This is a genomic window from Cupriavidus oxalaticus (assembly GCF_004768545.1).
In the GTDB taxonomy this organism is placed as follows: Bacteria; Pseudomonadota; Gammaproteobacteria; order Burkholderiales; family Burkholderiaceae; genus Cupriavidus; species Cupriavidus oxalaticus_A.
Map to the genome: position 1 here is coordinate 527,647 of NZ_CP038635.1, position 23,662 is coordinate 551,308.

Annotated in this window: 23 protein-coding genes and 1 tRNA gene; 16 read left to right on the forward strand and 8 right to left on the reverse strand. The window is 66.1% G+C overall.

Annotated elements, in window-relative coordinates; all coding sequences use genetic code 11:
- Nucleotides 1-88 precede the first annotated feature (88 nt).
- The gene (locus E0W60_RS13265; protein ID WP_135704502.1) at nucleotides 89-631 is read right to left on the reverse strand and encodes a fimbrial protein; all 543 of its coding nucleotides are present in this window, start codon (nucleotides 629-631) and stop codon (nucleotides 89-91) included.
- Nucleotides 632-952: 321 nt separating this feature from the next.
- On the opposite strand from E0W60_RS13265, the gene E0W60_RS13270 reads away from it, so the two are divergent.
- From E0W60_RS13270 to E0W60_RS13305, 8 genes are all read left to right on the forward strand, one after another.
- Nucleotides 953-2,710, forward strand: coding sequence for a L,D-transpeptidase family protein (locus E0W60_RS13270; protein ID WP_240745922.1), 1,758 nt, complete (start codon nucleotides 953-955; stop codon nucleotides 2,708-2,710).
- A gap of 30 nt (nucleotides 2,711-2,740) precedes the next feature.
- A complete protein-coding gene (locus E0W60_RS13275) occupies nucleotides 2,741-3,301 on the forward strand; it encodes a YcbK family protein (RefSeq protein ID WP_135704504.1) in 561 nt (186 codons plus the stop codon).
- Nucleotides 3,302-3,587: 286 nt separating this feature from the next.
- Complete coding sequence (locus E0W60_RS13280) at nucleotides 3,588-3,869, forward strand: UxaA family hydrolase (RefSeq protein ID WP_133093774.1); 282 nt, start codon at nucleotides 3,588-3,590, stop codon at nucleotides 3,867-3,869.
- 51 nt (nucleotides 3,870-3,920) lie between these two features.
- Nucleotides 3,921-5,096 carry a UxaA family hydrolase gene (locus E0W60_RS13285; RefSeq protein ID WP_135704506.1) on the forward strand — a complete coding sequence of 392 codons (1,176 nt, stop codon included), beginning with the start codon at nucleotides 3,921-3,923 and terminating at the stop codon, nucleotides 5,094-5,096.
- On the forward strand, nucleotides 5,096-6,031 hold the full coding sequence (locus tag E0W60_RS13290; RefSeq protein ID WP_135706210.1) for a hydroxyacid dehydrogenase: 936 nt from the start codon (nucleotides 5,096-5,098) through the stop codon (nucleotides 6,029-6,031). The genes E0W60_RS13285 and E0W60_RS13290 overlap by 1 nt, the downstream gene beginning before the upstream one ends.
- Nucleotides 6,028-7,062: an Ldh family oxidoreductase gene (locus tag E0W60_RS13295; protein WP_135704508.1), complete on the forward strand. Its 1,035-nt coding sequence runs from the start codon at nucleotides 6,028-6,030 to the stop codon at nucleotides 7,060-7,062. Before E0W60_RS13290 ends, E0W60_RS13295 begins: the two co-directional genes overlap by 4 nt.
- A gap of 76 nt (nucleotides 7,063-7,138) precedes the next feature.
- On the forward strand, nucleotides 7,139-8,170 hold the full coding sequence (locus tag E0W60_RS13300; protein ID WP_135704510.1) for a Bug family tripartite tricarboxylate transporter substrate binding protein: 1,032 nt from the start codon (nucleotides 7,139-7,141) through the stop codon (nucleotides 8,168-8,170).
- Nucleotides 8,171-8,294: 124 nt separating this feature from the next.
- Nucleotides 8,295-9,035 (forward strand): GntR family transcriptional regulator, encoded by a 741-nt coding sequence (locus E0W60_RS13305; RefSeq protein ID WP_135704512.1) that lies wholly within the window; start codon nucleotides 8,295-8,297, stop codon nucleotides 9,033-9,035.
- A gap of 98 nt (nucleotides 9,036-9,133) precedes the next feature.
- Here the strand turns inward: E0W60_RS13305 and E0W60_RS13310 are convergent.
- From E0W60_RS13310 to E0W60_RS13330, 5 genes are all read right to left on the reverse strand, one after another.
- Nucleotides 9,134-9,210: transfer RNA gene (locus E0W60_RS13310), tRNA-Met, on the reverse strand.
- Nucleotides 9,211-9,350: 140 nt separating this feature from the next.
- Nucleotides 9,351-11,048: an MFS transporter gene (locus E0W60_RS13315; RefSeq protein ID WP_135704513.1), complete on the reverse strand. Its 1,698-nt coding sequence runs from the start codon at nucleotides 11,046-11,048 to the stop codon at nucleotides 9,351-9,353.
- A 261-nt stretch (nucleotides 11,049-11,309) separates the two neighbouring features.
- The gene (locus E0W60_RS13320; RefSeq protein WP_135704515.1) at nucleotides 11,310-11,639 is read right to left on the reverse strand and encodes a DUF4212 domain-containing protein; all 330 of its coding nucleotides are present in this window, start codon (nucleotides 11,637-11,639) and stop codon (nucleotides 11,310-11,312) included.
- Entirely contained in the window at nucleotides 11,639-13,201 is a 1,563-nt protein-coding gene (locus E0W60_RS13325; protein WP_135704517.1) for a sensor histidine kinase, read from the reverse strand. Before E0W60_RS13325 ends, E0W60_RS13320 begins: the two co-directional genes overlap by 1 nt.
- A 90-nt stretch (nucleotides 13,202-13,291) precedes the next feature.
- On the reverse strand, nucleotides 13,292-13,981 hold the full coding sequence (locus tag E0W60_RS13330) for a response regulator transcription factor (protein ID WP_116317177.1): 690 nt from the start codon (nucleotides 13,979-13,981) through the stop codon (nucleotides 13,292-13,294).
- Nucleotides 13,982-14,220: 239 nt separating this feature from the next.
- On the opposite strand from E0W60_RS13330, the gene recA reads away from it, so the two are divergent.
- The 8 genes from recA (at nucleotide 14,221) to E0W60_RS13370 (ending at nucleotide 22,654) form a co-directional block, all read left to right on the forward strand.
- Nucleotides 14,221-15,276, forward strand: coding sequence for a recombinase RecA (gene recA / locus E0W60_RS13335; RefSeq protein ID WP_133093781.1), 1,056 nt, complete (start codon nucleotides 14,221-14,223; stop codon nucleotides 15,274-15,276).
- Nucleotides 15,277-15,371: 95 nt separating this feature from the next.
- The gene (gene recX / locus E0W60_RS13340) at nucleotides 15,372-15,839 is read left to right on the forward strand and encodes a recombination regulator RecX (protein ID WP_133093782.1); all 468 of its coding nucleotides are present in this window, start codon (nucleotides 15,372-15,374) and stop codon (nucleotides 15,837-15,839) included.
- A gap of 207 nt (nucleotides 15,840-16,046) precedes the next feature.
- A complete protein-coding gene (locus E0W60_RS13345; RefSeq protein WP_135704519.1) occupies nucleotides 16,047-16,754 on the forward strand; it encodes a DUF2889 domain-containing protein in 708 nt (235 codons plus the stop codon).
- Nucleotides 16,755-16,845: 91 nt separating this feature from the next.
- On the forward strand, nucleotides 16,846-18,012 hold the full coding sequence (gene sucC / locus E0W60_RS13350) for an ADP-forming succinate--CoA ligase subunit beta (RefSeq protein ID WP_135704521.1): 1,167 nt from the start codon (nucleotides 16,846-16,848) through the stop codon (nucleotides 18,010-18,012).
- A 99-nt stretch (nucleotides 18,013-18,111) separates the two neighbouring features.
- Nucleotides 18,112-18,993, forward strand: coding sequence for a succinate--CoA ligase subunit alpha (gene sucD, locus E0W60_RS13355; RefSeq protein WP_062796940.1), 882 nt, complete (start codon nucleotides 18,112-18,114; stop codon nucleotides 18,991-18,993).
- Between the two features lie 253 nt (nucleotides 18,994-19,246).
- The gene (locus E0W60_RS13360) at nucleotides 19,247-19,942 is read left to right on the forward strand and encodes a TerC family protein (protein WP_135704523.1); all 696 of its coding nucleotides are present in this window, start codon (nucleotides 19,247-19,249) and stop codon (nucleotides 19,940-19,942) included.
- Nucleotides 19,943-20,258: 316 nt separating this feature from the next.
- On the forward strand, nucleotides 20,259-20,750 hold the full coding sequence (locus E0W60_RS13365; protein ID WP_135704526.1) for a pilin: 492 nt from the start codon (nucleotides 20,259-20,261) through the stop codon (nucleotides 20,748-20,750).
- A 95-nt stretch (nucleotides 20,751-20,845) separates the two neighbouring features.
- Nucleotides 20,846-22,654 carry a PglL family O-oligosaccharyltransferase gene (locus E0W60_RS13370; protein ID WP_135704527.1) on the forward strand — a complete coding sequence of 603 codons (1,809 nt, stop codon included), beginning with the start codon at nucleotides 20,846-20,848 and terminating at the stop codon, nucleotides 22,652-22,654.
- Between the two features lies 1 nt (nucleotide 22,655).
- Here the strand turns inward: E0W60_RS13370 and E0W60_RS13375 are convergent, their stop codons facing one another.
- Both E0W60_RS13375 and E0W60_RS13380 read right to left on the reverse strand, forming a co-directional pair.
- On the reverse strand, nucleotides 22,656-23,162 hold the full coding sequence (locus E0W60_RS13375; RefSeq protein WP_135704529.1) for a hypothetical protein: 507 nt from the start codon (nucleotides 23,160-23,162) through the stop codon (nucleotides 22,656-22,658).
- Between the two features lie 16 nt (nucleotides 23,163-23,178).
- Nucleotides 23,179-23,619, reverse strand: a complete 441-nt coding sequence (locus E0W60_RS13380) for a hypothetical protein (RefSeq protein WP_133093789.1) — start codon at nucleotides 23,617-23,619, stop codon at nucleotides 23,179-23,181.
- Nucleotides 23,620-23,662: the final 43 nt, after the last annotated feature.

A 23,662-nucleotide genomic window follows, 5' to 3' on the forward strand; every position in this document is an offset into this window, starting at 1 on the left:
CGCGTGCCTACGCACCGGACTGCGCCACATGTGCGCCAGGTCCGGAATCGGATTTGCCCTTCAGGGAAATCTCAGGAACGCGCTGGCGTCACGGATACGCGATGGTGTACATCACGCTGGAATTGGCCGCGCCCGAGGTGGCCTGGCCGGTGGCAACGTATTCGGCAAAGTAGGACAGGGTGGCCGTGCCGCCGGTCAGCTGCATGGGCAGCGAGTTCTGGGCGCTGTCCGCAAAGCCGGCCTTGATCTGGGAGAAGTCGGCATTGAGCAGCCCGATCTGCACATTGCTTGCCGTGCCGGTGCCGCTGTTGATCACCAGGTTGCCGGTGCTGGCGTCGGTGGTCGGTCCCGGTTCGAAGTAGGTATGGACCGCGCCGGTATCCGCATCGCAGCTCAGTGCAATGGTGAAGGGGGTGCGGCCGGCGCGCGCACCAGCGGTGTTCAGCGTCTTTGCCGACACGGTCGGCAGCGTGACGGTGAACGACTTTGAGCCGGTGCCGTTGCCATTGATCTCGCACGAGGTGGGGGAGATGTTGCCGTTGAAGGTAATGGTGCCGTCGGCGGCATGCGCGGATTGCGACGCGAAGACGATGCCGGCGGCAATTACCACCGGTGCAAATGCGAATTTCATGTTGGGTCTCTTGGTTGTGGAAGACGTGCCCGCACGATTGCCGTGGCACGCAAGTGTTCCAAGGCAGCGGCTGCATCCGGACATCGGAATTGCCTTGTGAACGGGGCCCAGTGTAGGAATATGGCGATACGCCCACCGTGTGAAACTTCCGAGCAAGCTGCGTGAATCGGCCGAATTTGCCTGGTGACCTTGCCGGACCCGTGACTTGCGTTGTTCGATGTGGTCTGGCGGTCGCGAAGCGGCCCGCTGTGCGGTCCTGACGCCGCTTCCCCAACACGGGTAGACTGTGGGCGTGTGCCACGAAACGAGCCCATCCCCACGATGCCTTCGTTCCCGACAGCCGCCATGCGCCTGACCGGCGCCAGTCTTGCCGCAGGCAAGGCTGCTCTCCTTGCGCTTTGCCTGGCCGCGCGTCACGTCAGCGGCCACCGTCCCGGCAAAATGAAGCTAGCGCTCGCCGCACTGTTGCTGGCGGGCGCCGCCGGAGCCCCGGTCCTGGCCCAGGCGCCTCAGACGACCCAGACTCCACCAGCGCCACCAGCGCCACCAGCGTCGGCGCCACAAGCCGCTCCGGCACCTGAGGGACCACTATGGTTCGCCCAGGGCAGGCCCGTACCGGAAGCCAGGCAGGCGGTCGACGCGCTGTCCAACGCGGCTGCGGATGGACTCGATCCGGGCGACTACGATGCCGAGGCGCTGCGTCAGGCAGTGCACCAGGCGGCCACCGGGCCGGTGCTCGCAACGGATGCCGCCGCCCGTCTTGGCGCCGCGCTGACCGCCGCGATGGAGCGCATGCTGGCCGACCTGCACGGCGGCCGTATCAATCCCCGTGCGGTCCGCGCCGATTTCGCGCCACAGGAAGAACGCCCGTATGACGCCGCCACGGTGCTGCGCGAGGCGGTCGCGCAACACCGCCTGCCGGACGCGGTGCGCCAGGCCGCGCCCACTTTCCCCCTGTATGGCACGCTGCGCGAGGCATTGGCCCGCTACCGCGAGATCGCCGCGCTGCCGGTCTGGGCGCAGCCGCTGCCGGCGCTGCCCGCGGGCAAGCTGACGCCGGGGCAGCCGTGGGCGGGCACTGCGGCGCTGACGGCGCGCCTGGTGGCACTGGGCGACCTGCCGGCCGGCACGAAGCCGCCGGCGCGCTATGAAGGCGCACTCGTCAATGGCGTCAAAGCGTTCCAGTCGCGGCACGGGCTCCAGGCCGACGGCGTGATCGGCACCGGGACGCTGGCGCAACTTAATCTGCCCATGGCCAGCCGGGTGCGGCAGATCGAACTGACCATGGAGCGGATGCGCTGGACCCCGCTCGATGGCCCGCGCATGATCGTGGTCAACGTGCCGGAGTTCATGCTGCGCGCCTACGAGATCCGCGACGGCAAGCTCGACATCAAGCTGGAGATGAAGGTGATCGTCGGCAAGGCGCTGGACACGCGCACGCCGTTGTTCGAGGAAGATATGCGCTACATCGAGTTCAGCCCGTACTGGAACGTGCCGCCGTCGATCGCCAAGCGCGAGACGGTGCCCCGGCTGCAACGCGATCCGGCGTATTTCAACCAGCAGGGCTTCGAGTTCGTGACCGGCGACGGCAAGGCCGTGACCACGCTGTCCGAGGACAACCTGGAAGCCGTGCTCAATGGCCGCATGCGCATCCGGCAGCGCCCCGGCCCCATGAACGCGCTGGGCGACATCAAGTTCATGTTCCCCAACAACGAAAACATCTACCTGCACCACACCCCGACGCCGCAGCTGTTCAAGCGCGACCGGCGCGACTTCAGCCACGGCTGCATCCGCGTGGAATCCCCAGTGGCACTGGCTCAGTTCGTGCTGCAGGATATGCCTGACTGGAACGAGGCGCGTATCCGCGAGGCGATGGCGCGCGGGAAGTCGAACACGGTGCGGCTGCAGCAACCGCTGCCGGTGGTGCTGGCCTATGGCACGGTCATCGCCCGGGCCGATGGTCGTGTATCCTTCCTGCCTGACATCTACGGTCACGACAAACTGCTGGACAAGGCGCTGCGGCAACGCACCGGGCGCCCCTCGCCGCCAGCCATCGCGCGCGCTGCTGCCAGGCAGTGAGGCGCGCCCAGCACAAGCAGAGGAAGTACCATGAATGATGCGACGCGCAAGGCACGCCGCCGCTTTCTACATACCACCGGAGGCCTGGCGCTGGCTGCCGGACTGATGCCCCTGGCGCCGCGCCAGGCGCTTGCCAGCCTGCCCGATGCGCGCACGCTGGCCTTTGACCACACTCATACGGGTGAGCGCATCAAGCTCGTCTATGCCGTGGGCGACAGTTTTGTGCCCGAGGCACTTACTTCGCTCAATGGTTTCCTGCGCGACCATTATTCGGGCCAGGTTGGAGTGATCGATCCGCAGCTGTTCGACCTGCTGTACCAGCTGCGCCGAGAACTCGGTACCAACGAACCGTTCCAGGTCATCTCGGGCTATCGCAGTCCGGCCACAAATTCGCGCCTGCGAACCTCGCGTGGCGGCGGGGTCGCCAGGCACAGCCTCCACATGGACGGCAAGGCCATCGACATCCGCGTCGCCGGCGTGCCGCTCGGTGACCTGCGCGATGCCGCGAAGACGTTGAAGGGCGGGGGTGTCGGTTTTTACCAGGGCGAGCAATTCGTACACCTGGATACGGGCCGGGTACGCTACTGGTAACCCCCCGGCAGGTCGTCACCGCCGGCGACTGATTAGTTGACCGGGCACGTCGATGCCCCTGGCGGCGGCCTTGAACAGGCCGTCGCAGCGCCAGCAACTCCTCCCCCTTAGCACTGCCGCAAGACGAGCCGCAGGTCGCCAATGATCTGCTGCGGTCCCCAGCGTCCCTCATGCGCCGATTCACATTCAACTAAGTGATATATATGAGTTAGTTGACATGGATCTTTAGCTTGCCTAAGATGGTTTCACAGACAACCCGCACAACCGACCCACAGAGGAGACAACGATGATTCACGTAGTGCTGCACGACGCCAAGGACACCGTGGCGGTGGCCGTGGTGGAAGGGATCCAGGCTGGCACCAGGCTGAACGCCTGGATCATGGATGAGGACAAGATCGTGACCGTGACCGCGCTGCAGCCGATCCCCATCGGCCACAAGGTAGCGCTGTGCGACATGGATCCCGATGACACCGTCTACAAGTACGGCATCGACATCGGCAAGGTGGTGGCGCCGATCAAGGCGGGCGAACACGCCCACGTCCACAACATCAAGACCAAGCGCTGGTAAGCCACGCCCCGTCCGCCACTCATCTCCCCACTCATACCCGAGACCCAAGCCATGTCCGTGATCGATCAAAACACCACCTTCTGGGGCTACCGCCGCGACAACGGCCGCGTCGGCGTGCGCAACCACGTCATCATCCTGCCGCTGGACGACCTGTCCAACGCCGCCGCCGAGGCGGTTGCCGTCGCCATCAAGGGCACCATGGCGATTCCCCACCCGTATGGCCGCCTGCAGTTCGGGCCGGACCTGGACCTGCACTTCCGCACGCTGATCGGCGCGGGCAGCAACCCCAATGTCGCCGCCGTGGTGGTGATCGGCATCGAGGACGGCTGGACCAAGAAGGTGGTCGACGGCATCGCCAAGACCGGCAAGCCGGTGGTCGGCTTCGGCATCGAGGGCCATGGCGACCACGACACCATCATGCGGGCGTCGAAGGCGGCGAAGGAGTACGTGCAGTACGCCACCGCGCTGCACCGGGTGGAATGCCCGATCAGCGAGCTTTGGGTGTCGACCAAGTGCGGCGAGTCGGATACCACGTCCGGCTGCGGCGCCAACCCGACCGTCGGCAATGCCTTCGACAAGCTGCACCCGCTCGGCACCACGCTGGTCTTCGGCGAGACCTCCGAGCTGACCGGCGGCGAACATATCGTGGCGGCGCGCTGCGCCAACGACGAAGTACGCCACCAGTTCATGGCCATGTTCGAGCGCTACCAGGGCATGATCGACCGCTGGAAGACCTCGGACCTGTCGGAGTCGCAGCCGACCAAGGGCAATATCGCCGGCGGCCTCACCACGATCGAGGAGAAGGCGCTGGGCAATATCCAGAAGATCGGCAAGAAGTGCACGGTCGACGGCGTGCTCGACAAGGCCGAGGAGCCGACTCACCCGGGCCTGTGGTTCATGGATTCGTCGTCGGCCGCGGCGGAGATGGTCACGCTGTGCGCCGCCGCCGGCTATGTGGTGCATTTCTTCCCGACCGGGCAGGGCAACGTGATCGGCAACCCGATCGTGCCGGTGATCAAGCTGTGTGCCAACCCGCGCACGGTGCGGCTGATGAGCGAGCATATGGATGTCGATTGCTCGGGCCTGCTGCAGCGCGAGCTGACGCTGGACCAGGCCGGCGACAAGCTGCTCGAGTGCATGCTGGCCACGGTCAACGGGCGCTGGACCGCGGCTGAGGCGCTCGGCCACCGCGAGTTCGTGCTGACCCGCATCCACGAGTCGGCATGATGAAGCGCATCTGCATCAGCGAGTTCATGGACGATGCCGCGGTGCAGGCGCTGCGCGCGGGCTTCGACCTGCGGTACGAGCCGGGCTGGGTCGACCGCCGCGCCGAACTGCTCGATGCGCTGCCCGGCGCGCAGGCGTTGATCGTGCGCAACCGCACGCAGGTCGACGCGGCGCTGCTGGCCGGTGCGCCGTCGCTGCGCGTGGTCGGGCGGCTCGGGGTTGGGCTCGACAATATCGATGTCGAGGCCTGCCGCGAGCGCGGCATCCGCGTGATCCCCGCGGCCGGGGCTAACGCGCGCTCGGTGGCCGAGTACGTGGTCACCACCGCGGCGCTGCTGCTGCGCGGCGCCTACGGCAGCAGCGCGCAAGTGGCCGCGGGGCAGTGGCCGCGCGCACGCCTGTCGGAGGGCAGGGAGGCACTGGGCAAGACGCTGGGGCTGGTGGGCTTCGGCGACATCGGCAGGCAGGCCGCCGCGCTGGCGCAGGCGTTCGGCATGCAGGTGGCGGCATTCGATCCGATGCTGGCCGCGGACGACCCGGTATGGGCCCGCACCGGCGTGCGCAGTGTCGCGCTCGACACGCTGCTGGCGCAGTCCGACGCGGTCAGCCTGCATGTGCCGCTCGTCGCCGCCACGCGGCACCTGCTCGACGCGCAGCGGATCGCCGGCATGAAGCGTGGCGCGGTGCTGATCAACACTGCCCGCGGCGGCGTGGTCGACGAGGCCGCGCTGGCGCAGGCGCTGCGCGACGGACATCTCGGTGGCGCCGCGCTTGACGTCTTCGAGCACGAGCCCTTGCCCGCAGGCAGCGTGCTCGCCGACGTGCCCAACCTGATCCTGACGCCGCATATCGGCGGCGTGACGCAGGAGGCCAATGCACGGGTATCGATGATGATCGCGCAACAAGTGCGGCAGACGCTGGAGGACATGACATGACCCGGGTGCCGATGACGCAAGTGGAGCGGATCGCCAACGCCGCGCTTCGGCGTGCGGGCGCGAGCCAGCTGCAGGCCGACGCAACGGCCGCGGCGCTGGTGCGTGCCGATGCGGCGGGGCTGGCGTCGCACGGTGTATCGCGGGTACCCATGTATGTGGCGCACCTGCGCGCGGATCGTGTCGACGGCCGCGCGACGCCCACGGTGCGGCGCGCACGCGCCAGCGCGGCGCTGGTCGATGCGGGGTGCGGCTTCGCCTTCCCGGCATGCGACCTGGCGATTGCCGAGGCAATGGGCCGGGCCTATGAGACCGGTGTCGGTGTCGCGGCAGTCACCAATAGCTACCACTTCGGCGCGGCCGCGCTGCCGCTCGATCCGGTGGCGCGCGCGGGCATGGTGGGCATCGCCATGGGCAACTCGCCCGCAGCAATGCCTGCCTGGGGAGGACGGCGCCCGCTGTTCGGCACCAATCCCATTGCCGCGGTGTTTCCGCGCCGGGGCCACGCGCCGATCGTGATCGACCTGTCGTTGTCCGAAGTCGCACGCGGCAAGATCATGGTGGCGGCGAAGCAGGGCAAGCCGATTCCCCTGGGTTGGGCTTTGGACGAAGCCGGCCAGCCGACGACCGATGCGCAGGCCGCGTTGCGCGGCTCGATGCTGCCCGCCGGCGGCGTCAAGGGCGCGATGCTGGCGTTGATGGTCGAGCTGCTGGTGACCTCGCTGGCAGGTGCCAGCTTCGGCGCCGAAGCGGATTCCTTTTTCACGGACGCCGGCAACCGGCCGCGCATCGGCCAGCTCTTCATAGCGCTGGACCCGGGCGCGTTCGCGGGCTCCGACGCCTATGACGGACGTGTCGAAGCCCTGTTGCAGGCAATGCTGGATGACGAGGGCACGCGCCTGCCAGGCGCGCGGCGCGATGCCGCGCAGGCCGACGCGCAGGCCCATGGCATAGACATCCCCGAGGCCCTGCTAAGTGAGCTGCGCGAACTGGCGGGCGAACTGGCGGAAGAGGTGCAGGAGGGCAAGGCCTAGCGTTTTCGATTCGATTCCCACCACGAAACCGGACCCGGCAAAGAACGGGCCAGCGACCACAAAACGGAGACACACCATGTATCGAGGTTTGATTCGCACCGCGCTCAGGTATGGGGCCGGCGCGCTTGTCGCGTTGTCCGCAGTATCCACGCTCACCGGACTGGCTTCGGCGCCGGCCGCCGCACAGGGCACGGCGCAGGCGTCGGTGCCCGCCCATGACTATCCCGGCAAGCCGATCCGCTACGTGGTGCCGTTCGCGGCCGGTGGCCTGACGGACATCATGGCGCGGCTGGTCGGGCACCAGCTCGCGGAAGAGTGGAAGCGGCCCGTGGTGGTCGACAACAAGCCCGGCGGCAACGCGAACATCGGCGCCGACCAGGTCGCGAAGGCACCCGCCGACGGCTATACCTGGCTCGCGGTCACGCTGACGCATGCCTCCAATGTGACGCTGTTCCCCAAGCTGCCGTTCAGCATGCAGAAAGACCTGGTGCCGGTAGCGCGCATCGCCTCGTCGCCGATGCTGGTGGTGGTGCCGGCCAGTTCTCCGGTCAAGTCGCTGAAGGACCTGGACGCCGCGGCGCAGAAGGGCAAGCTCAATGCCGGCTCCAGCGGCAACGGTACGCCGCCGCACCTGACGCTGGCGCTGTTCGAAAGCCTGACCGGCGCCAACCTGACCCATGTGCCGTACAAGGGCGGGGCGCCTTCGATGACCGACCTGATCGGCGGCCAGATCGATGTGGTGTTCTCCAATTTTCCGGAGTCGCTGGCCTATGTGAAGGGCGGCAAGCTGCGCGCGCTGGCGGTGACCACGCGTGAACGGCATCCGCTGCTGCCCGACGTGCCGACCGTGGCCGAGGCGGGCTATCCCGACCTGATCGTCGAGAACTGGACCGGCCTGATGATGCCGGCGGGGACGCCCAGGCCGATCGTCGACAAGGTTGCCGCGTCGGTGGCGCGCATGCTGCAGTCCGACGCGATGCGCGAGCGCATTGTGGCGGCCGGCTTCAGCCCGGCGCCGCAGACCAGCGGCCCCTTCGCCGAATACTTCAACGGCGAGGTGACGCGATGGGCAAGGCTGATCGAAGAGAAACACATCCGCGCCGAATAGCACCGGCTGGCCGCGACAGCGCCGATAGGCACAAGATGGCCTCCGGTATGATCTGGCTTATCTAGATGAATCGGCCTGTGCACAGCCGTCAAGGCGGCGCGGGCCAGCGAACAGGGATTTCAACGTGGGTGCCAGATTTGATGCCGCCAGTGCGATCGGCGGCGTCCTGTACAAGGACGTCAAGCAGGCCATTCTCTCCGCGCTGGCGGAGGGCGAGTGGAAGCCGGGAGAAGCCATTCCGTCCGAGCGCAAGCTGATCGAGCGCTTTGGCGTGTCGATCGGCACGCTGCGCAAGGCGATCGACGAACTGGTGGCCGAAGGCATTATGATCCGGCACCAGGGACGCGGCACCTTCGTCGCCACGCACCGGCAGGAGGATCACTTCTTCCGCTTCTTCCGTATCGTGCGCCAGGATGGCCATCGCGAATATCCGACCGTACGCCTGGCCAGGTTCCGGCGCGCGAAGGCCGACAAGGACGAGGCGGCCGCCCTGGGGCTGGCCGTCGGTGAACCCGTGTTCCGCTTCGCCAACGTCCTGTCGCTGGAAGGCACGCCGATGATGATCGATGCCATCACCGTGCCGGAAGAGCGCTTCAAGGGCCTGACGGAGAAGCAATTGCGCGAGCGGCCCAATACGCTCTACAACTTCTACCAGGATAGCTTCGGCATCAATATCATCCGCACCGAAGAGCGGCTGCGCTCCGCGCTGGCGGACGAAGATGACCACCAGCTGCTGGGCGTTGCCGTGGGCAGTCCGTTGCTGAAGATCCTGCGCGTGGCCTCGTCCTACCACGACGAGCGGATCGAGTACCGCGTGTCGCGGCTCGATACCAGCCGGCATGAGTTCCTGTTGACGCAGCCGTAGGGCGTGACGCTTCCGGCATCGAGAGGTGCCGGCAGCGCGCCTGGCAATCCAAAGCAAAAAGCCGCGTTCTCTTGCGAGAACGCGGCTTTTCAAATAGATGGTGGCGAATCAGGGACTCGAACCCCGGACCTGCGGATTATGATTCCGTCGCTCTAACCGACTGAGCTAATTCGCCAACGAAGACTGAGATTATACAGGGGCTTTCGGCACTGTCAACACCCCCGTGCGAAGTTTTTTGCGGGACACCAGCACCCATGAAAAAACGGCAGGCCGGGCGGCCTGCCGTCGTGGTCACGGTTTCGTCCCGTCGACCGTTCAGTCGTGGGCGTAGATATCCACGTCCTTGGTTTCCCGCACGAACAGCGCACCGATCACGAAGGTGATGGCCGCGATGATGATCGGGTACCACAGGCCGTAGTAGATATTGCCGTTCTGGGCCACCAGCGCGAACGAGATGGTGGGCAGCAGGCCGCCGAACCAGCCGTTGCCGATATGGTAGGGCAGCGACATCGAGGTATAGCGGATGCGCGTCGGGAACAGCTCCACCAGCATGGCGGCGATCGGGCCGTAGACCATGGTCACGTAGATGACCAGGATGACCAGGATCACCAGCACCATGATCGTGTTCATCTGCGCCGGGTCGGCCTTGGCCGGGTAGCCGGCGGCGGACATCGCGCCGCTCACCTCCTTCTTGAACGCCGCGATCTGCGCCTTGCTGGCGTCGTCGAAGCTGTGGCCATTGGCCAGCTTGGCGTCGAAGGCCTTGATTTCCTTGTCGCCGATCTTGACCGTCGCCATCGTGCCGGCCGGGGCTTCCACCACCTCATAGCTGGCGGACGACTGGGCCAGGGTACGCTTGGCGATATCGCACGAGCTGCGGAAGTCGATCTCGCGGGCGATCGGGCTGCCCTGGAACGAGCACTGCTTCGGATCCGCGGTCACCACGATCTGAGCGGTCTGCTGCGCGCGCTCCAGCGCCGGGTTGGCGTAGTGGGTCAGCGCCTTGAACAGCGGGAAATAGGTCAGCACGGCCAGCGCGCAGCCCGCCATGATGATCCACTTGCGCCCGATCTTGTCCGACAGCGAGCCGAAGAAGATGAAGAACGGCGTGCCGATCACCAGGGCGCCGGCGATCAGCAGGTTGGCCGTCTTGGCATCGACCTTGAGCACCTGCGTCAGGAAGAACAGCGCGTAGAACTGGCCGGTGTACCAGACCACGGCCTGGCCGGCGGTCAGGCCGAGCAGGGCCAGGATCACGATCTTCAGGTTGCGCCACTGCGCGAAGGACTCGGTCAGCGGGGCCTTGGAGGTCTTGCCCTCGGCCTTCATGCGCTGGAATGCCGGCGATTCATTCATCGACAGCCGGATGTACACCGACATCCCCAGCAGCAGGATCGACAGCAGGAACGGGATGCGCCAGCCCCAGACTTCAAAGTTCGGGCCGGTCAGCTCGCGGCACAGCAGGATCACGATCAGCGACAGGAACAGGCCGAGCGTGGCGGTGGTCTGGATCCACGAGGTGTAGGCGCCGCGCTTGCCGTGCGGCGCGTGCTCGGCCACGTAGGTGGCGGCACCGCCGTACTCGCCGCCGAGCGCCAGGCCCTGCAGCATGCGCAGCGCGATCAGGATCACCGGGGCCGCCCAGCCGATGGTGGCAAAGCCCGGCAGCAGGCCGACGATGAAGGTCGACAGGCCCATGATCAGGATGGTCACCAGGAAGGTGTACTTGCGCCCGATCATGTCGCCGAGGCGCCCGAACACCAGTGCGCCGAACGGCCGCACGATAAAGCCGGCGGCAAAGGCGAGCAGTGCGAAGATGAAGGCCGAGGTCGGATCCAGGCCGGCGAAGAACTGCTTGGCGATGATCGCTGCCAGCGAGCCGTACAGGTAAAAGTCGTACCACTCGAACACCGTGCCCAGCGACGAGGCAAGGATCACCTTGCGCTCCTCGCGTGTCATCGGTGCGTTTTGCGCACCCCCTCCGGGTACCGCAACGTTTTGCACGTTTGCCATCTTGTCTCCTCCGTCTGGAATGGATCTCGGGCAAGGCGCGGCAACATCGCGGAAAAGGCCCGTGCCGCTGGCCGGGAGCCTGAGTTGCAGAGGATTGTGGTTCGCGAAACTTACTGAGTTCTGACAGATTCCGGCGCGCAAGTGCCAAAAATGTCGGGGTATACGCTAGCCGTTTTCAAGGGCCGCGCATGCTGCGGTGCAGCCAGTTCTGGCGCCACACGGCACCACCTGGCATTGCCGCGCGGGCGCGCCGGCATATCGCTATGCAACATCGGAGCCCGGCCCGCGCAAGGCACCCTGCGAAGGCAGGGGGGCGGGTGCGACAGCTTCGTCGGAAGCTTCGTCGGCGCGGTTCATCCGCCAGGCGTACAGCGCGGCCATCAGCACGTAGACCACCAGTGCTCCCTGGGCCCCCACCCAGAACGAGAACGGCCAGCCGAAAAAGTCGAAGCGCAGTTCGCGCGCAAACCACGCCACCCCGAAGGTCACCACGAACCAGATCGCCAGCAGCCCAACGATCCAGCGCAGGTTGAGGTGCCAGGCCTGGCGCTGGCGGGCTTCGGCGAGGTCAGCGGCGGGAACGTCGTTCATCACGTCGGAGTTTCGGTTGGGCGGCGCAATGTCACGCGGAAATGCGCACCGGCCAGGCGCGGCGATTGCTGGTAGACGTGGTCTGAAATCTGCACGTCGCCGCCGTGCTGCTGTACGATCTCGCGCACGATGGCCAGGCCCAGCCCGCTGCCTTCGGTATTGGTGCCGAGCACGCGGTAGAAGCGCTCCATCACGCGTTCGCGATCGGCCGGCGCGATGCCCGGGCCGGTGTCTTCCACGTCGAGGTAGGCAAACGGCTCGAAGGCATCGGCGCTGACCCGCACCGTCGCATGCCCGCCGCGCGGCGTATAGCGGATGGCATTGTCGAGCAGGTTGTTGAGCATCTCCGTCAGCATCAGCCCGTTGCCCAGCACCGTGACCGGGTGGTCGGCGGCGTCCAGCCCCAGGTCGATGTCGCGCGCCCAGGCCTGCGGCAGCCAGTCCTTGACCACCTCGCGCGCCAGCGCGCACAGGTCCAGCTCGCCCATGCCGCCGGTGCCGGCCAGGTTTTCCATACGCGCCAGCGACAGCAGTTGCGTGACCAGGTGCGCGGTGCGCTCGGAGCTGCCGGCGATCTGTGCCAGCGAGCGCCGCAGCTCTTCCGGCGACTGCTCGCGCTGCGCCAGCTCGGCCTGCATGCGCAGCCCCGCCAGCGGTGTCTTCATCTGGTGCGCGGCATCGGCGATAAAGCGCTTCTGCGTCTGCACCGACTGGTCCAGCTGCGCCAGCAGGTCGTTGAACGATCCCACCAGCGGCGTGATCTCCTGCGGTGCGGCGCGTTCGTCGATGGGACTGGTGTCGCCGGGGTTGCGTGCGCGGATGCGCTGCTGGATCGCGGTCAGCGGCGCCAGCCCGCGCGAGAGCCCGAACCACACCAGCACCACCGCCAGCGGCAGGATCACGAACTGGGGCAGGATCACGCCCTTGATGATCTCGTTGGCCAGGCGCGCGCGCTTGTCGAGCGTCTCGGCCACCTGCACCAGCACCGGCTGGCTGCCGCTGACGTTGCGCAGGTCGACGTAGGTGTAGGCCACGCGCACATCGTTGCCGGCGATGCGGTCGTCGCGCAGCGACACCAGGCCGGCGTGGCCCTGGTCTTCTTCCGACGGCAGCGGCAGGTCGTGGTCGCCGGCGATGTACTCGCCGCGCTTGCCGACTACCTGGTAATAGATATTGTCGGTCTCGTCGGCGCGCAGGATCTCGCGCGCCGACAGCGGCAGCTGCAGCGTGACGCGGCCGTTGACCTCGCGCAGCTGCTGCGATAGCACGATGGCGCTGGCTTCCAGCGCCCGGTCGAACGGGCCGTTGGCGATCGACTTGGCCACCAGGTAGGTTACCGCGATGCTCATCGGCCACAGCAGCAGCAGTGGCGCCAGCATCCAGTCGAGGATCTCGCCGAACAGCGAGCGCGGCGCGGGCGTGGCGGTGCTTTCCTCCAGGTGAGGCAGTGCGTCGGCCAGTTCCTGGTCGGTGCCGGGCGTGCCAGGCGTGCCAGGTGTGGTATGGGAGGGTGGTGGCACGGCGCGGTGCGCGCGCCGCCAGGGCAGTTGCAGCAGGCTCATCTCGACGGTGGTCGCTCGGGTGCGGTCGTGCTCGCCTGCAAGGGCGGGGCTAAGGGGCGGGCCGCGTCAATGGTGGCGTCAATGGCGGCGTCAATGCTGCGCGGCCACGGCCGGCTGGAATTTTTCCAGGCAATAACCCAGGCCGCGAACCGTGGCGATGCGGATGCCGCCCACCTCGATCTTCTTGCGCAGGCGGTGCACGTAGACCTCGATGGCATTGTTGCTGACTTCCTCGCCCCACTCGCACAGGTGGTCGACCAGCTGTTCCTTGGACACCAGCCGGCCGCAGCGCGTCAGCAGGATCTCCAGCAGGCCGATCTCGCGCGCCGACAGGTCGAGCATCTGTTCGTTCAGGTAGGCGATGCGGCCGACCTGGTCGAAGGCCAGCGGCCCGTGCCGCATCAGCGTGGCGCCGCCGCCGGCGCCGCGGCGCACCAGTGCGCGCACGCGCGCTTCCAGTTCGGACAGCGCGAACGGCTTGGCCATGTAGTCGTCCGCACCCAGGTCCAGGCCCTTGACGCGTTCGTCGACGCTGTCGGCCGCGGTCAGGATCAGCACCGGCAGCATCGCGCCGCGGGCGCGCAGGCGCTTGAGCACCTCCAGGCCGGACATGCGCGGCAGTCCCAGGTCCAGGATCAGCAGGTCGAAGGTCTGGGTCGACAGGGCGGAGTCGGCACCGAGCCCGTCGGCAACATGGTCGACGGCATAGCCAGAGTGACGTAACGAGCGCGTCAGGCCATCGGCCAGCGTGTCGTCATCTTCGGCGATCAGAATACGCATGGTTGTCTCCACCTGGCCGGCATAGCCGGACGCCCGCGGAATGGGCGCGATGGGGCTTGCCAAGCATACTGTTTTTTTATACAGTACCCGCACATTCCGCTGGGGCCGCCCGGGATGCTTCCTGAGTGATGCTTCCGGAATGGCGGCCGCGCAGACAGCCGGGCCGGCGCCGGAGCCGGCAAAAGCCGGTGCCGCGCCACATGCGGCCTATTTATACACCATTTGATTCAAGGACGACCATGGACGACAAGAAGGCAGGTGCGGGCGTGAGCGCCGAGAAGCAGAAGGCGCTTGCCGCCGCGCTCTCCCAGATCGAGAAGCAGTTCGGCAAGGGCTCGATCATGCGCCTGGGCGACGGCGAGGTCGAGAAGGACATCCAGGTGGTCTCCACCGGTTCGCTCGGCCTGGACATCGCGCTTGGCGTCGGCGGCCTGCCGCGCGGCCGCGTGGTCGAGATCTATGGTCCGGAATCGTCGGGCAAGACCACGCTGACGCTGCAGGTCGTGGCCGAAATGCAGAAGCTGGGCGGCACCTGCGCCTTTATCGACGCCGAGCACGCGCTGGATGTCAGCTACGCCGGCAAGCTGGGCGTGAACGTCGGCGACCTGCTGATCTCGCAGCCGGACACCGGCGAGCAGGCGCTGGAAATCACCGACGCGCTGGTGCGCTCGGGCTCGATCGACCTGATCGTGATCGACTCGGTGGCGGCGCTGGTGCCCAAGGCCGAAATCGAAGGCGAAATGGGCGACTCGCTGCCCGGCCTGCAGGCCCGCCTGATGAGCCAGGCGCTGCGCAAGCTGACCGGCACCATCAAGCGCACCAACTGCCTGGTAATCTTCATCAACCAGATCCGCATGAAGATCGGCGTGATGTTCGGCTCGCCGGAAACCACCACCGGCGGCAATGCGCTGAAGTTCTACGCCTCGGTGCGCCTGGATATCCGCCGCATCGGCTCGATCAAGAAGGGCGACGACGTCATCGGCAACGAGACCAAGGTCAAGGTGGTCAAGAACAAGGTCTCGCCGCCGTTCCGCGAAGCCTTCTTCGACATCCTGTACGGCCAGGGCATTTCCCGCCAGGGCGAGATCATCGACCTGGGCGTGGACGCCAAGATCGTCGAGAAGTCGGGCGCGTGGTACAGCTACAACGGCGACAAGATCGGCCAGGGCAAGGACAACGCGCGCGAATACCTGCGCGAGAACCCGGACATCGCCGAAGAGATCGAGAACAAGGTGCGTGCCGCGCTGGGTGTGGCGCCGACCAACGTCGTGCCGGCCGAAGTGCTGGAAGACTGAGCGCCAGCCCGCCGCTGGAGCAACCGGAAGGGCCGGGGCATCGCCGATGCGCCGGCCTTTTTGTTTAGGCCCACGGTGGAAACTTCACGACCTCAATGGCCACGCGTCCCCCCCTGTCCCTGAAGGCCCGCGCCGTCGGCTACCTGTCGCGCCGCGAGCACAGCCGCGCCGAGCTGGCGCGCAAGCTGGCGCCCCATGCCGAATCGCCGGAACAGCTCGAGCAGTTGCTCGATGCGCTCGAGCGCGAGAACTGGCTGTCCAACCAGCGCTTTGCCGACAGCCTGGTCCATCGCCGCGGCGCCCGCTATGGCGCGGCCAGGGTGATGCAGGAAGCCAAGACCCACAAGCTGGACAGCGAACAGCTGGGCGAACTGCAGGAAAGGCTGCGCGCCACCGAGACCGAGCGCGCCCGCGAGGTCTGGCGCAAGCGTTTCGGCGTGCCGCCGGATACGCCGGAGGCACGTGCCAGGCAGATCCGATTCATGGTGGCGCGGGGATTCTCCCGGGCGGTGGTCAGCAAGATCATCCAGGGCGCTGACGAAGCGTACGGCGACGACGACTGAGCGTCTGTGTGCGGTAGTATCCGCATTCGTCGGTTCATTACCTGCACTGCAGTCAGGGTGTCATTGGCGCGCCGTTGCCCGACAATGCGGCGCGACAGTCGCCGCACAAGGATGTTCCCGGGCAAACCAGCGCGGCATGTTAAACTCCCCGGGTTATTCGGTGCTCCGGCGCCGCCGTTCCCAAGCCCCCAGTATTCCAGCCTGGCCATGCCTCTGTCCCAGCCCGTCAACCGCTCCTTGCGCCATCGCCGTGCCATTACGGCCGAGGCGTACCAGAGAGAGGACGGCCTGTGGGATGTCGAGGTGCGCCTGACCGACACCAAGCCCCGCGACATCGCACTTGCCGGCGACCGTATCCGCCCGGTAGGCCAGCCCCTGCACGACCTGTGGCTGCGCGTCACGATCAACGAGGACATGACGGTGCTGGATGCCGAGGCGTGCTCCGACTGGGTGCCGTACCCGTCGCAGTGCGACACCATCGGCCCGGCCTACCGCAAGCTGATCGGGCTGAACCTGCGCAAGGGCTTCCGCAAGGCCGTGCGCGAGCGCCTGGCCGGCATCAACGGCTGTTCCCACCTGACCGAAGCCGCCGGCGTGCTGCCCAGCACCGCGATCCAGGCGTTTGCCGGCGAAGTCATCAGTATCCGCGACAACGGCGAGGACGATCCGAATCCGGAGCCGCCCTATCAGTTGCACGGCTGCCACGCGCTGCGTTTCGACGGCGAGGTGGTTCGTGAGTTTTACCCGCGCTGGTATGGTCACCAGCCGACGCCCAAGGCAAGGGCCGAGGCCGCACCTGCCGTCGCAACCGCGCCTCGGGCGCCCGCCGTGGCCAATGGCGACCGCGGTGGTCAAGCCAACGACGACGGCAACGACGCTGTCCCGGCCGACAGGCCAACCGGCACTTCCGGCTGATTCTCAGGATCAGCCAACCAGACGAGAGAGTTCGTCTCCTTTTTCAGATTTCTCCCTTCTACCTTTTACGCCTACCCGAAAGGAAACACGCATGAATATCCATGAGTATCAAGGCAAGGAAATCCTGCGCAAATACAATGTGCCGGTTCCGCGCGGCATCCCCGCGTTCTCGGTTGACGAGGCCCTGAAGGCCGCAGAACAGCTCGGCGGCCCGGTGTGGGTTGTCAAGGCGCAGATTCATGCGGGTGGCCGCGGCAAGGGCGGCGGCGTCAAGGTTGCCAAGAGCATCGAAGACGTCAAGACCTATGCGTCGAACATCCTGGGCATGCAGCTGGTCACGCACCAGACTGGCCCGGAAGGCAAGAAGGTCAACCGCCTGCTGATCGAAGAAGGCGCCGACATCAAGAAGGAACTGTACGTTTCGCTGGTGGTGGACCGCGTTTCGCAGAAGATCGCGCTGATGGCGTCGAGCGAAGGCGGCATGGACATCGAAGAAGTCGCTGCCCACACCCCGGAAAAGATCCACACCCTGATCATCGAGCCGTCGACCGGCCTGACCGACGCTGACGCCGACGACATCGCCCGCAAGATCGGCGTGCCCGACGCGAGCGTGGCGCAAGCCCGCCAGGCCCTGCAAGGCCTGTACAAGGCGTTCTACGACACCGACGCCTCGCTGGCCGAAATCAACCCGCTGATCCTGACCGGCGACGGCAAGGTCATCGCGCTGGACGCCAAGTTCAACTTCGACTCGAACGCGCTGTTCCGTCACCCGGAAATCGTCGCCTACCGCGACCTGGATGAAGAAGACGCCAACGAAATCGAAGCCTCGAAGTTCGACCTGGCCTACATCTCGCTGGACGGCAACATCGGCTGCCTGGTGAACGGCGCCGGCCTGGCCATGGCCACCATGGACACCATCAAGCTGTTCGGCGGCGAGCCGGCCAACTTCCTCGACGTGGGCGGCGGTGCCACCACCGAGAAGGTGACCGAAGCCTTCAAGCTGATGCTGAGCAACAAGAACGTGCAGGCCATCCTGGTCAACATCTTCGGCGGCATCATGCGTTGCGACGTGATCGCCGAAGGCGTGATCTCCGCTTCCAAGGCCGTGCACCTGACGGTGCCGCTGGTCGTGCGCATGAAGGGCACCAACGAAGACCTCGGCAAGAAGATGCTGGCCGAGTCGGGCCTGCCCATCATCTCGGCCGACACGATGGAAGAAGCCGCCCAGAAGGTGGTGGCCGCTGCCGCTGGCAAGTAAGCCGTCGCACGAACGCAACCATACGCGAACGCGAGCGGTGCGCTGGCGCTCTATTGAGCTCCCGCGCGCGCCGCTCGTAGCCAAGCAAAGGATTACAGCATGTCGATTCTGATCAACAAAGACACCAAGGTCATCACCCAGGGCATCACCGGCAAGACCGGCCAGTTCCACACCCGTGGCTGCCGCGACTACGCCAACGGCAAGAACGCCTTCGTCGCAGGCGTGAACCCCAAGAAGGCCGGCGAAGACTTCGAAGGCATTCCCATCTACGCCAGCGTCAAGGACGCCAAGGCCCAGACCGGCGCAACCGTGTCGGTCATCTACGTGCCGCCCGCAGGCGCCGCTGCCGCGATCTGGGAAGCCGTTGACGCCGACCTGGACCTGGTGGTCTGCATTACCGAAGGCATCCCCGTGCGCGACATGATGGAAGTCAAGGACCGCATGCGCCGCGAGAACAAGAAGACCCTGCTGCTGGGGCCGAACTGCCCGGGCCTGATCACGCCGGACGAAATCAAGATCGGCATCATGCCGGGCCACATCCACAAGAAGGGCCGCATCGGCGTGGTGTCGCGCTCGGGCACCCTGACGTACGAAGCCGTGGGCCAGCTGACCGCGCTGGGCCTGGGCCAGTCGTCGGCTGTCGGCATCGGTGGCGACCCCATCAACGGCCTGAAGCACATCGACGTGATGAAGATGTTCAACGACGATCCGGAAACGGACGCCGTGGTCATGATCGGTGAGATCGGCGGTCCGGACGAAGCCAACGCGGCCAACTGGATCAAGGACAACATGAAGAAGCCGGTGGTTGGCTTCATCGCTGGCGTGACCGCGCCTCCGGGCAAGCGGATGGGCCACGCCGGCGCGCTGATCTCGGGCGGTGCCGACACCGCCCAGGCCAAGCTGGAAATCATGGAAGCCTGCGGTATCAAGGTGACCAAGAACCCGTCGGAGATGGGCCGCCTGCTGAAGGCGATGCTGTAAGGTCCTGCTTGCCGTTCCCGCTGTGGCGGGAATGACAGACTAGTGATGCCCCCGCCATCGGCGGGGGCATTGTTTTTGCGGCGGGTGATCCCGGCGCCGTGAAAGCCCCGAAAGATTACAGGATTGAAATGTAATCGAAAGGTTCGTGGGTTAAACAGTCATGCCTGCGCTTTCAGACATCCGAACACCCGTCGGATGACGGGGCGCGCCAGTACATAAAACCGCCACCACATAGAACTCGAGGAGCCTCCCAGTGGAACTGCTGTCTTCCACCACTTTCTGGATTGCGTTGGGATCGATCATCCTGACCAACATCGTCCTGTCCGGCGACAACGCGGTGGTGATCGCGCTCGCCTCGCGCAACCTGCCGCCCGCCCAGCAGAAGAAGGCCATCTTCTGGGGCAGCGCCGCCGCCATCATCATGCGCGTGGTGCTGACCGTGGCCGCGGTCAAGCTGCTGAGCCTGCCGTACCTGAAGATCGTCGGCGCCGTGCTGCTGGTCTATATCGGCGTGCAACTGCTGACCGGCGATGACGACGAGGAAGGCCACGACGGCAAGGACAATATCTGGGCCGCCATCCGCACCATCCTGATCGCCGACCTGGTGATGTCGCTCGACAACGTGGTCGCCGTGGCCGCCGCCGCGCAGAAGGGCCCCGAAGGCAGCCAGCTGATGCTGCTGATCATCGGCCTGGGCCTGTCGATCCCGCTGATCGTGTTCGGCAGCACGCTGCTGCTCAAGGTGATGGAGCGCTTCCCGGTCATCATCGTGCTGGGTGCGGCGCTGCTGGGCTACCTGGCTGGCGAGATGCTGGTCAGCGATCCGGTCGATGCGGCCTGGTTTGAAGTGCATGTGCCGCATGCCCACCTGGTGTTTGGTGCGGCTGGTGCGATCCTGGTGGTGATCATCGGCAAGTTGCTGAGCCGCCGGGCCGCGCAGACGGCCTGACGGGGTACTGCATCGCAAGGGCGGCCGGGTGGCCGCCCTTTTTTGTTGCTCTCTTGGCAGACGTCCCTGTCGGTGCGATATCCAACTAACTCATGTGAGTGATCGCACATTTTGTCGCTTCGGCAGGTGGTAGCGCCGCCATGTGACAAAATTTGGCGCATGCGCAGGGGCTTTCCACTCCCGGGTGACGGAATTTGTCGCTTTTTGCCCCCTGCGGACGGGGTATATGGCTGGCACGCTTACTGCTGAATAGGCCCCGCGTCACGAAACCGAAGACGTGCAACGCTTAACCAAAATCTCTTCGAGGGGTCAAATCATGCAACGGGTACAACTGAAGAAACTGGGCCGTCGTGTCCAGAAGGGCTTTACGCTGATCGAACTGATGATCGTGGTGGCGATCATTGGTATTTTGGCGGCGATTGCGATTCCGCAGTATCAGGACTATGTGACGCGTAGCCGGTGGGCGAGCCCGATTTCGCAAGTCGCGCCATTGAAGCAGGCAATTGCCCAGTGTGCGCAAGTATCCGGTGGTGTTCTGACAACCTGTGACAGCATTGGTGAACTTACTACGGCTACGGGCTATCCGGCATTGCCTGCGCCGGCTGGGGTGACCTTGACTTTTGGTGATGGTGCCACGACAGTGGCTACCGCTACTCAAATTGATATTGAGCTGACTGCCACTGCTGCCAACTTGGGTTCGGGAGTTGGTTGCATCGTTACTCTCCGCGGCGTCAGCAATGCGAATGCGATCGTTTGGACCGGGATCACGTCTGGCGGCACCTGCACGCGCGCTCAGACCGGTGTATAAGCGAGCCGGTCGAGTTGAAAGAGAGCGCCTTCGGGCGCTTTTTCTTTACCTACGCCCCAGGCTATCATGCGCCTTTCCCTCAAACAGGCGCCTAAATGCCGCCGTACCGGCCAAGCATCCCGTCGGCTGCTCTAATCGCAGCAATCGTCTTCCCGCTGCTAGTCTCCCGGCACACGCTGCCACTTGCGACGTTCTACGGCGAATGGACTGCCGCGTGCTGTGCGATCTCTCTAATCGCGTTCCTGGCTCTGCGCAAGCCCACTACACCAGCAACGGACGCGGCGATTTCGCTGCCATGGGTAGCCTTGCTATTCTGCTGGCTCGCCGCTGTCGGCCTGACGCGCACCGCCCTCGGCCACGCCGATATCACCGGCAGCGCGACCCTCACTGTCCTGACCCTGTTCCTCGGCGCAGCGGTGACATGCGCCGCATGGTCATACCGCCGCAGTCAAGCATCCGAGACGCTCAACGCCGGCGACACCCTGGCCATCGCCTTCCTGATCGCCGGCCTGCTCGGCACCGTCACACAGTGGGTCCAGCTCTTCCATCTCGAGCGCAGCACCTTCGGCCTCGTGTCCACCTACTTCTACGACGACAACCGCCGCCTGTGGGGCAACCTGAACCAGCCCAATCACCAGGCCACCGTGCACGGCCTCGCACTGGTTGCGTCAGTCTGGCTGGCATCGCGCGGCAGGCTGCGTTTCCCGATGTGGCTGGTAGCGGTAGCACTGCTGGAGAGCGGCATCGTGCTATCGGGATCGCGCACCGGCGTGCTGCATGTTGGTCTTGCCGCGCTCTACGCGCTGGTTGCTGCCTGGCTGGCACGCGGCACGCTGCGCGAGACGGATCCGATGCGGCGTACGACCGGACTGCTGGTGGCCGCGGCCGCCATGATCGTGATGCTGCTGGTGCTGCAGCCAGCGATCCGCGCCGCCGGCCAGCTGCTCGACTGGCGCTTGTTCGACACCATCGCGCAACTGGAAGCCGAAGACCAGATGTCCGCACGTGGCGCGCTATGGTCGCATGCATTGGCGATGTTCCGCGCGCATCCATGGCTCGGTGTCGGCTGGGGCGAATTCGGCTGGGCGCAATTCACCCAGTTGCCGCAGGTCGGCGTGAAGGTGGAGATGTCCCTGCATGCGCATAACGCTGTGCTAGACCTGCTGGCCAAGACCGGCGTCGCGGGCACGCTCGGCGTCGCGCTGATTCTCGCAGCGTGGCTATGGCGCGTGGTGCGGGCGCGGCTCTGGCAGGCAGAAAACGGCGAGCGCCGTGAAGCGGTGCTGATGCTGACGTGGCTGGCGATGCTCTGCGCGCATTCGATGCTCGAATACCCGCTGCACTACCTGTACTTCTTCCTGCCGTTCTGTTTCCTGCTGGGCTGGCTCGAGCCTGCCGCCGCCGGACCATGGCGCGTCCCGGTCAGTGTGGCGAAGGGTCTCAGCGTGGCTTGCATTGCGATTGCCGCTGCCATCCTGGCAACCATGTGGCATGACTACCGCCGCGCCGAAGCACGCGAATACGCGGCCAGCGAAACCCGCAACACCTTGCCGATGCCGCGCTTCTGGTTCCGCCAGCATGCGCAGGCCGATGCCGCGGGCCTGGCCGTCATCACGCCGCAGAACGCAGCGCAACTGCTGCCCGCGCATATCGCCGCGGTGCACTTGCTGCCGACTCCCACGATGATCGCGCGCACGGCGTGGCTGCTCGCGCTGACCGGCGATGCCGCGCAAGGCCGGCTGTGGATGGAGCGGTTGCGCTGGTACTACCTGGGCGATGAAGCGACGCAATACGCCGAGATCGCCAAGGCATGCCGCGAGTTGTCCGAGGGCGAGCGCCCGCAGGCGTTCTGCGCCTGGGTCACCGATCGCTCGCGCCGGTTCTCCGCGTGGGGACGCAACTGACCTAGTAGTAGGGCACGTAGTAGGCCGGCGGGGGCGGCGCATAGTAGTACCGCGGCGCAGGAGCCGGCGCAGCGGCCACCCGCCCCGGTACCGGCACGCGGTTGCCGCTCGCGTACATGCACTGCACGTAGGCGGCGTCGTATTGCCGCTGCGTGCCGTAACCCGCGTACTGCGCGTTGCCCGCGCCTACCGCGGCGCCTGTCAGCAGGCCCAGGCCCGCGCCGACCGCCGCGCCCGATCCGCCGTCAAAGGCTGCACCAGCCGCAGCGCCCAGCGCGGTGCCCACTACCGCACTGCCGACTGCCGCGTTGTTGGCCGCCTGCGAGGAAGTCACGCCGCCGACCTGCCCAAAGGCGAACTGGCGGCAGTTGTAGTCGTCGGCGCGGAACTGGTCGAAGCTCTTGCCGGTGCCCGGCAACGCCATCACGCTGGGGCCGGAAGGCATCACGACGCAGGCGCCGAGTGTCAGGGTCGCCACGGCAAGCGTGGCGCGGGTCAGGACTCGCATGCTGTGCTCCACGCTGTCAGTAATTGGCCGGCGGCTGGGCCGGCACTCGCTGCCAGCCGCCCGGGCACGATTGCACGTAGGGGTAGTAGCCTTCCGGCTCGTTGCAGTGATACCACCAGCCCTGGTCCTGCGGTACAGACCGCTCGGGCCCCGGGGCTGGCACCGGCCCGTTGGGGCCCTGCTCGACGTATTGAGGTGGCTCGGCCGGCACGGCGACGGCCGGAGCCGGGTAGTAATAGGGCGCAGGGTAGGCAGGGTAGTAATACGGGTAGCCGCCGAACACGACGCTGGGGCCGAAATAGAAGCCCACGCCGACACGCGTCTTGATCATGCCGCCGCGTGTGTCCGCGTCATGCCAGCCGGCATTGTGGAAATCGGCTCGCCCGGCAAGGGCGGCGCCGCTTGCGGCCGTGGCCGCCAGTGCCAGTACCAGCTGGCAGAGCTTGCGCCCGTTCATGGTATTCACCTTTCCCCCGCGTGGCCGAAAGGCTCGCCGCGGG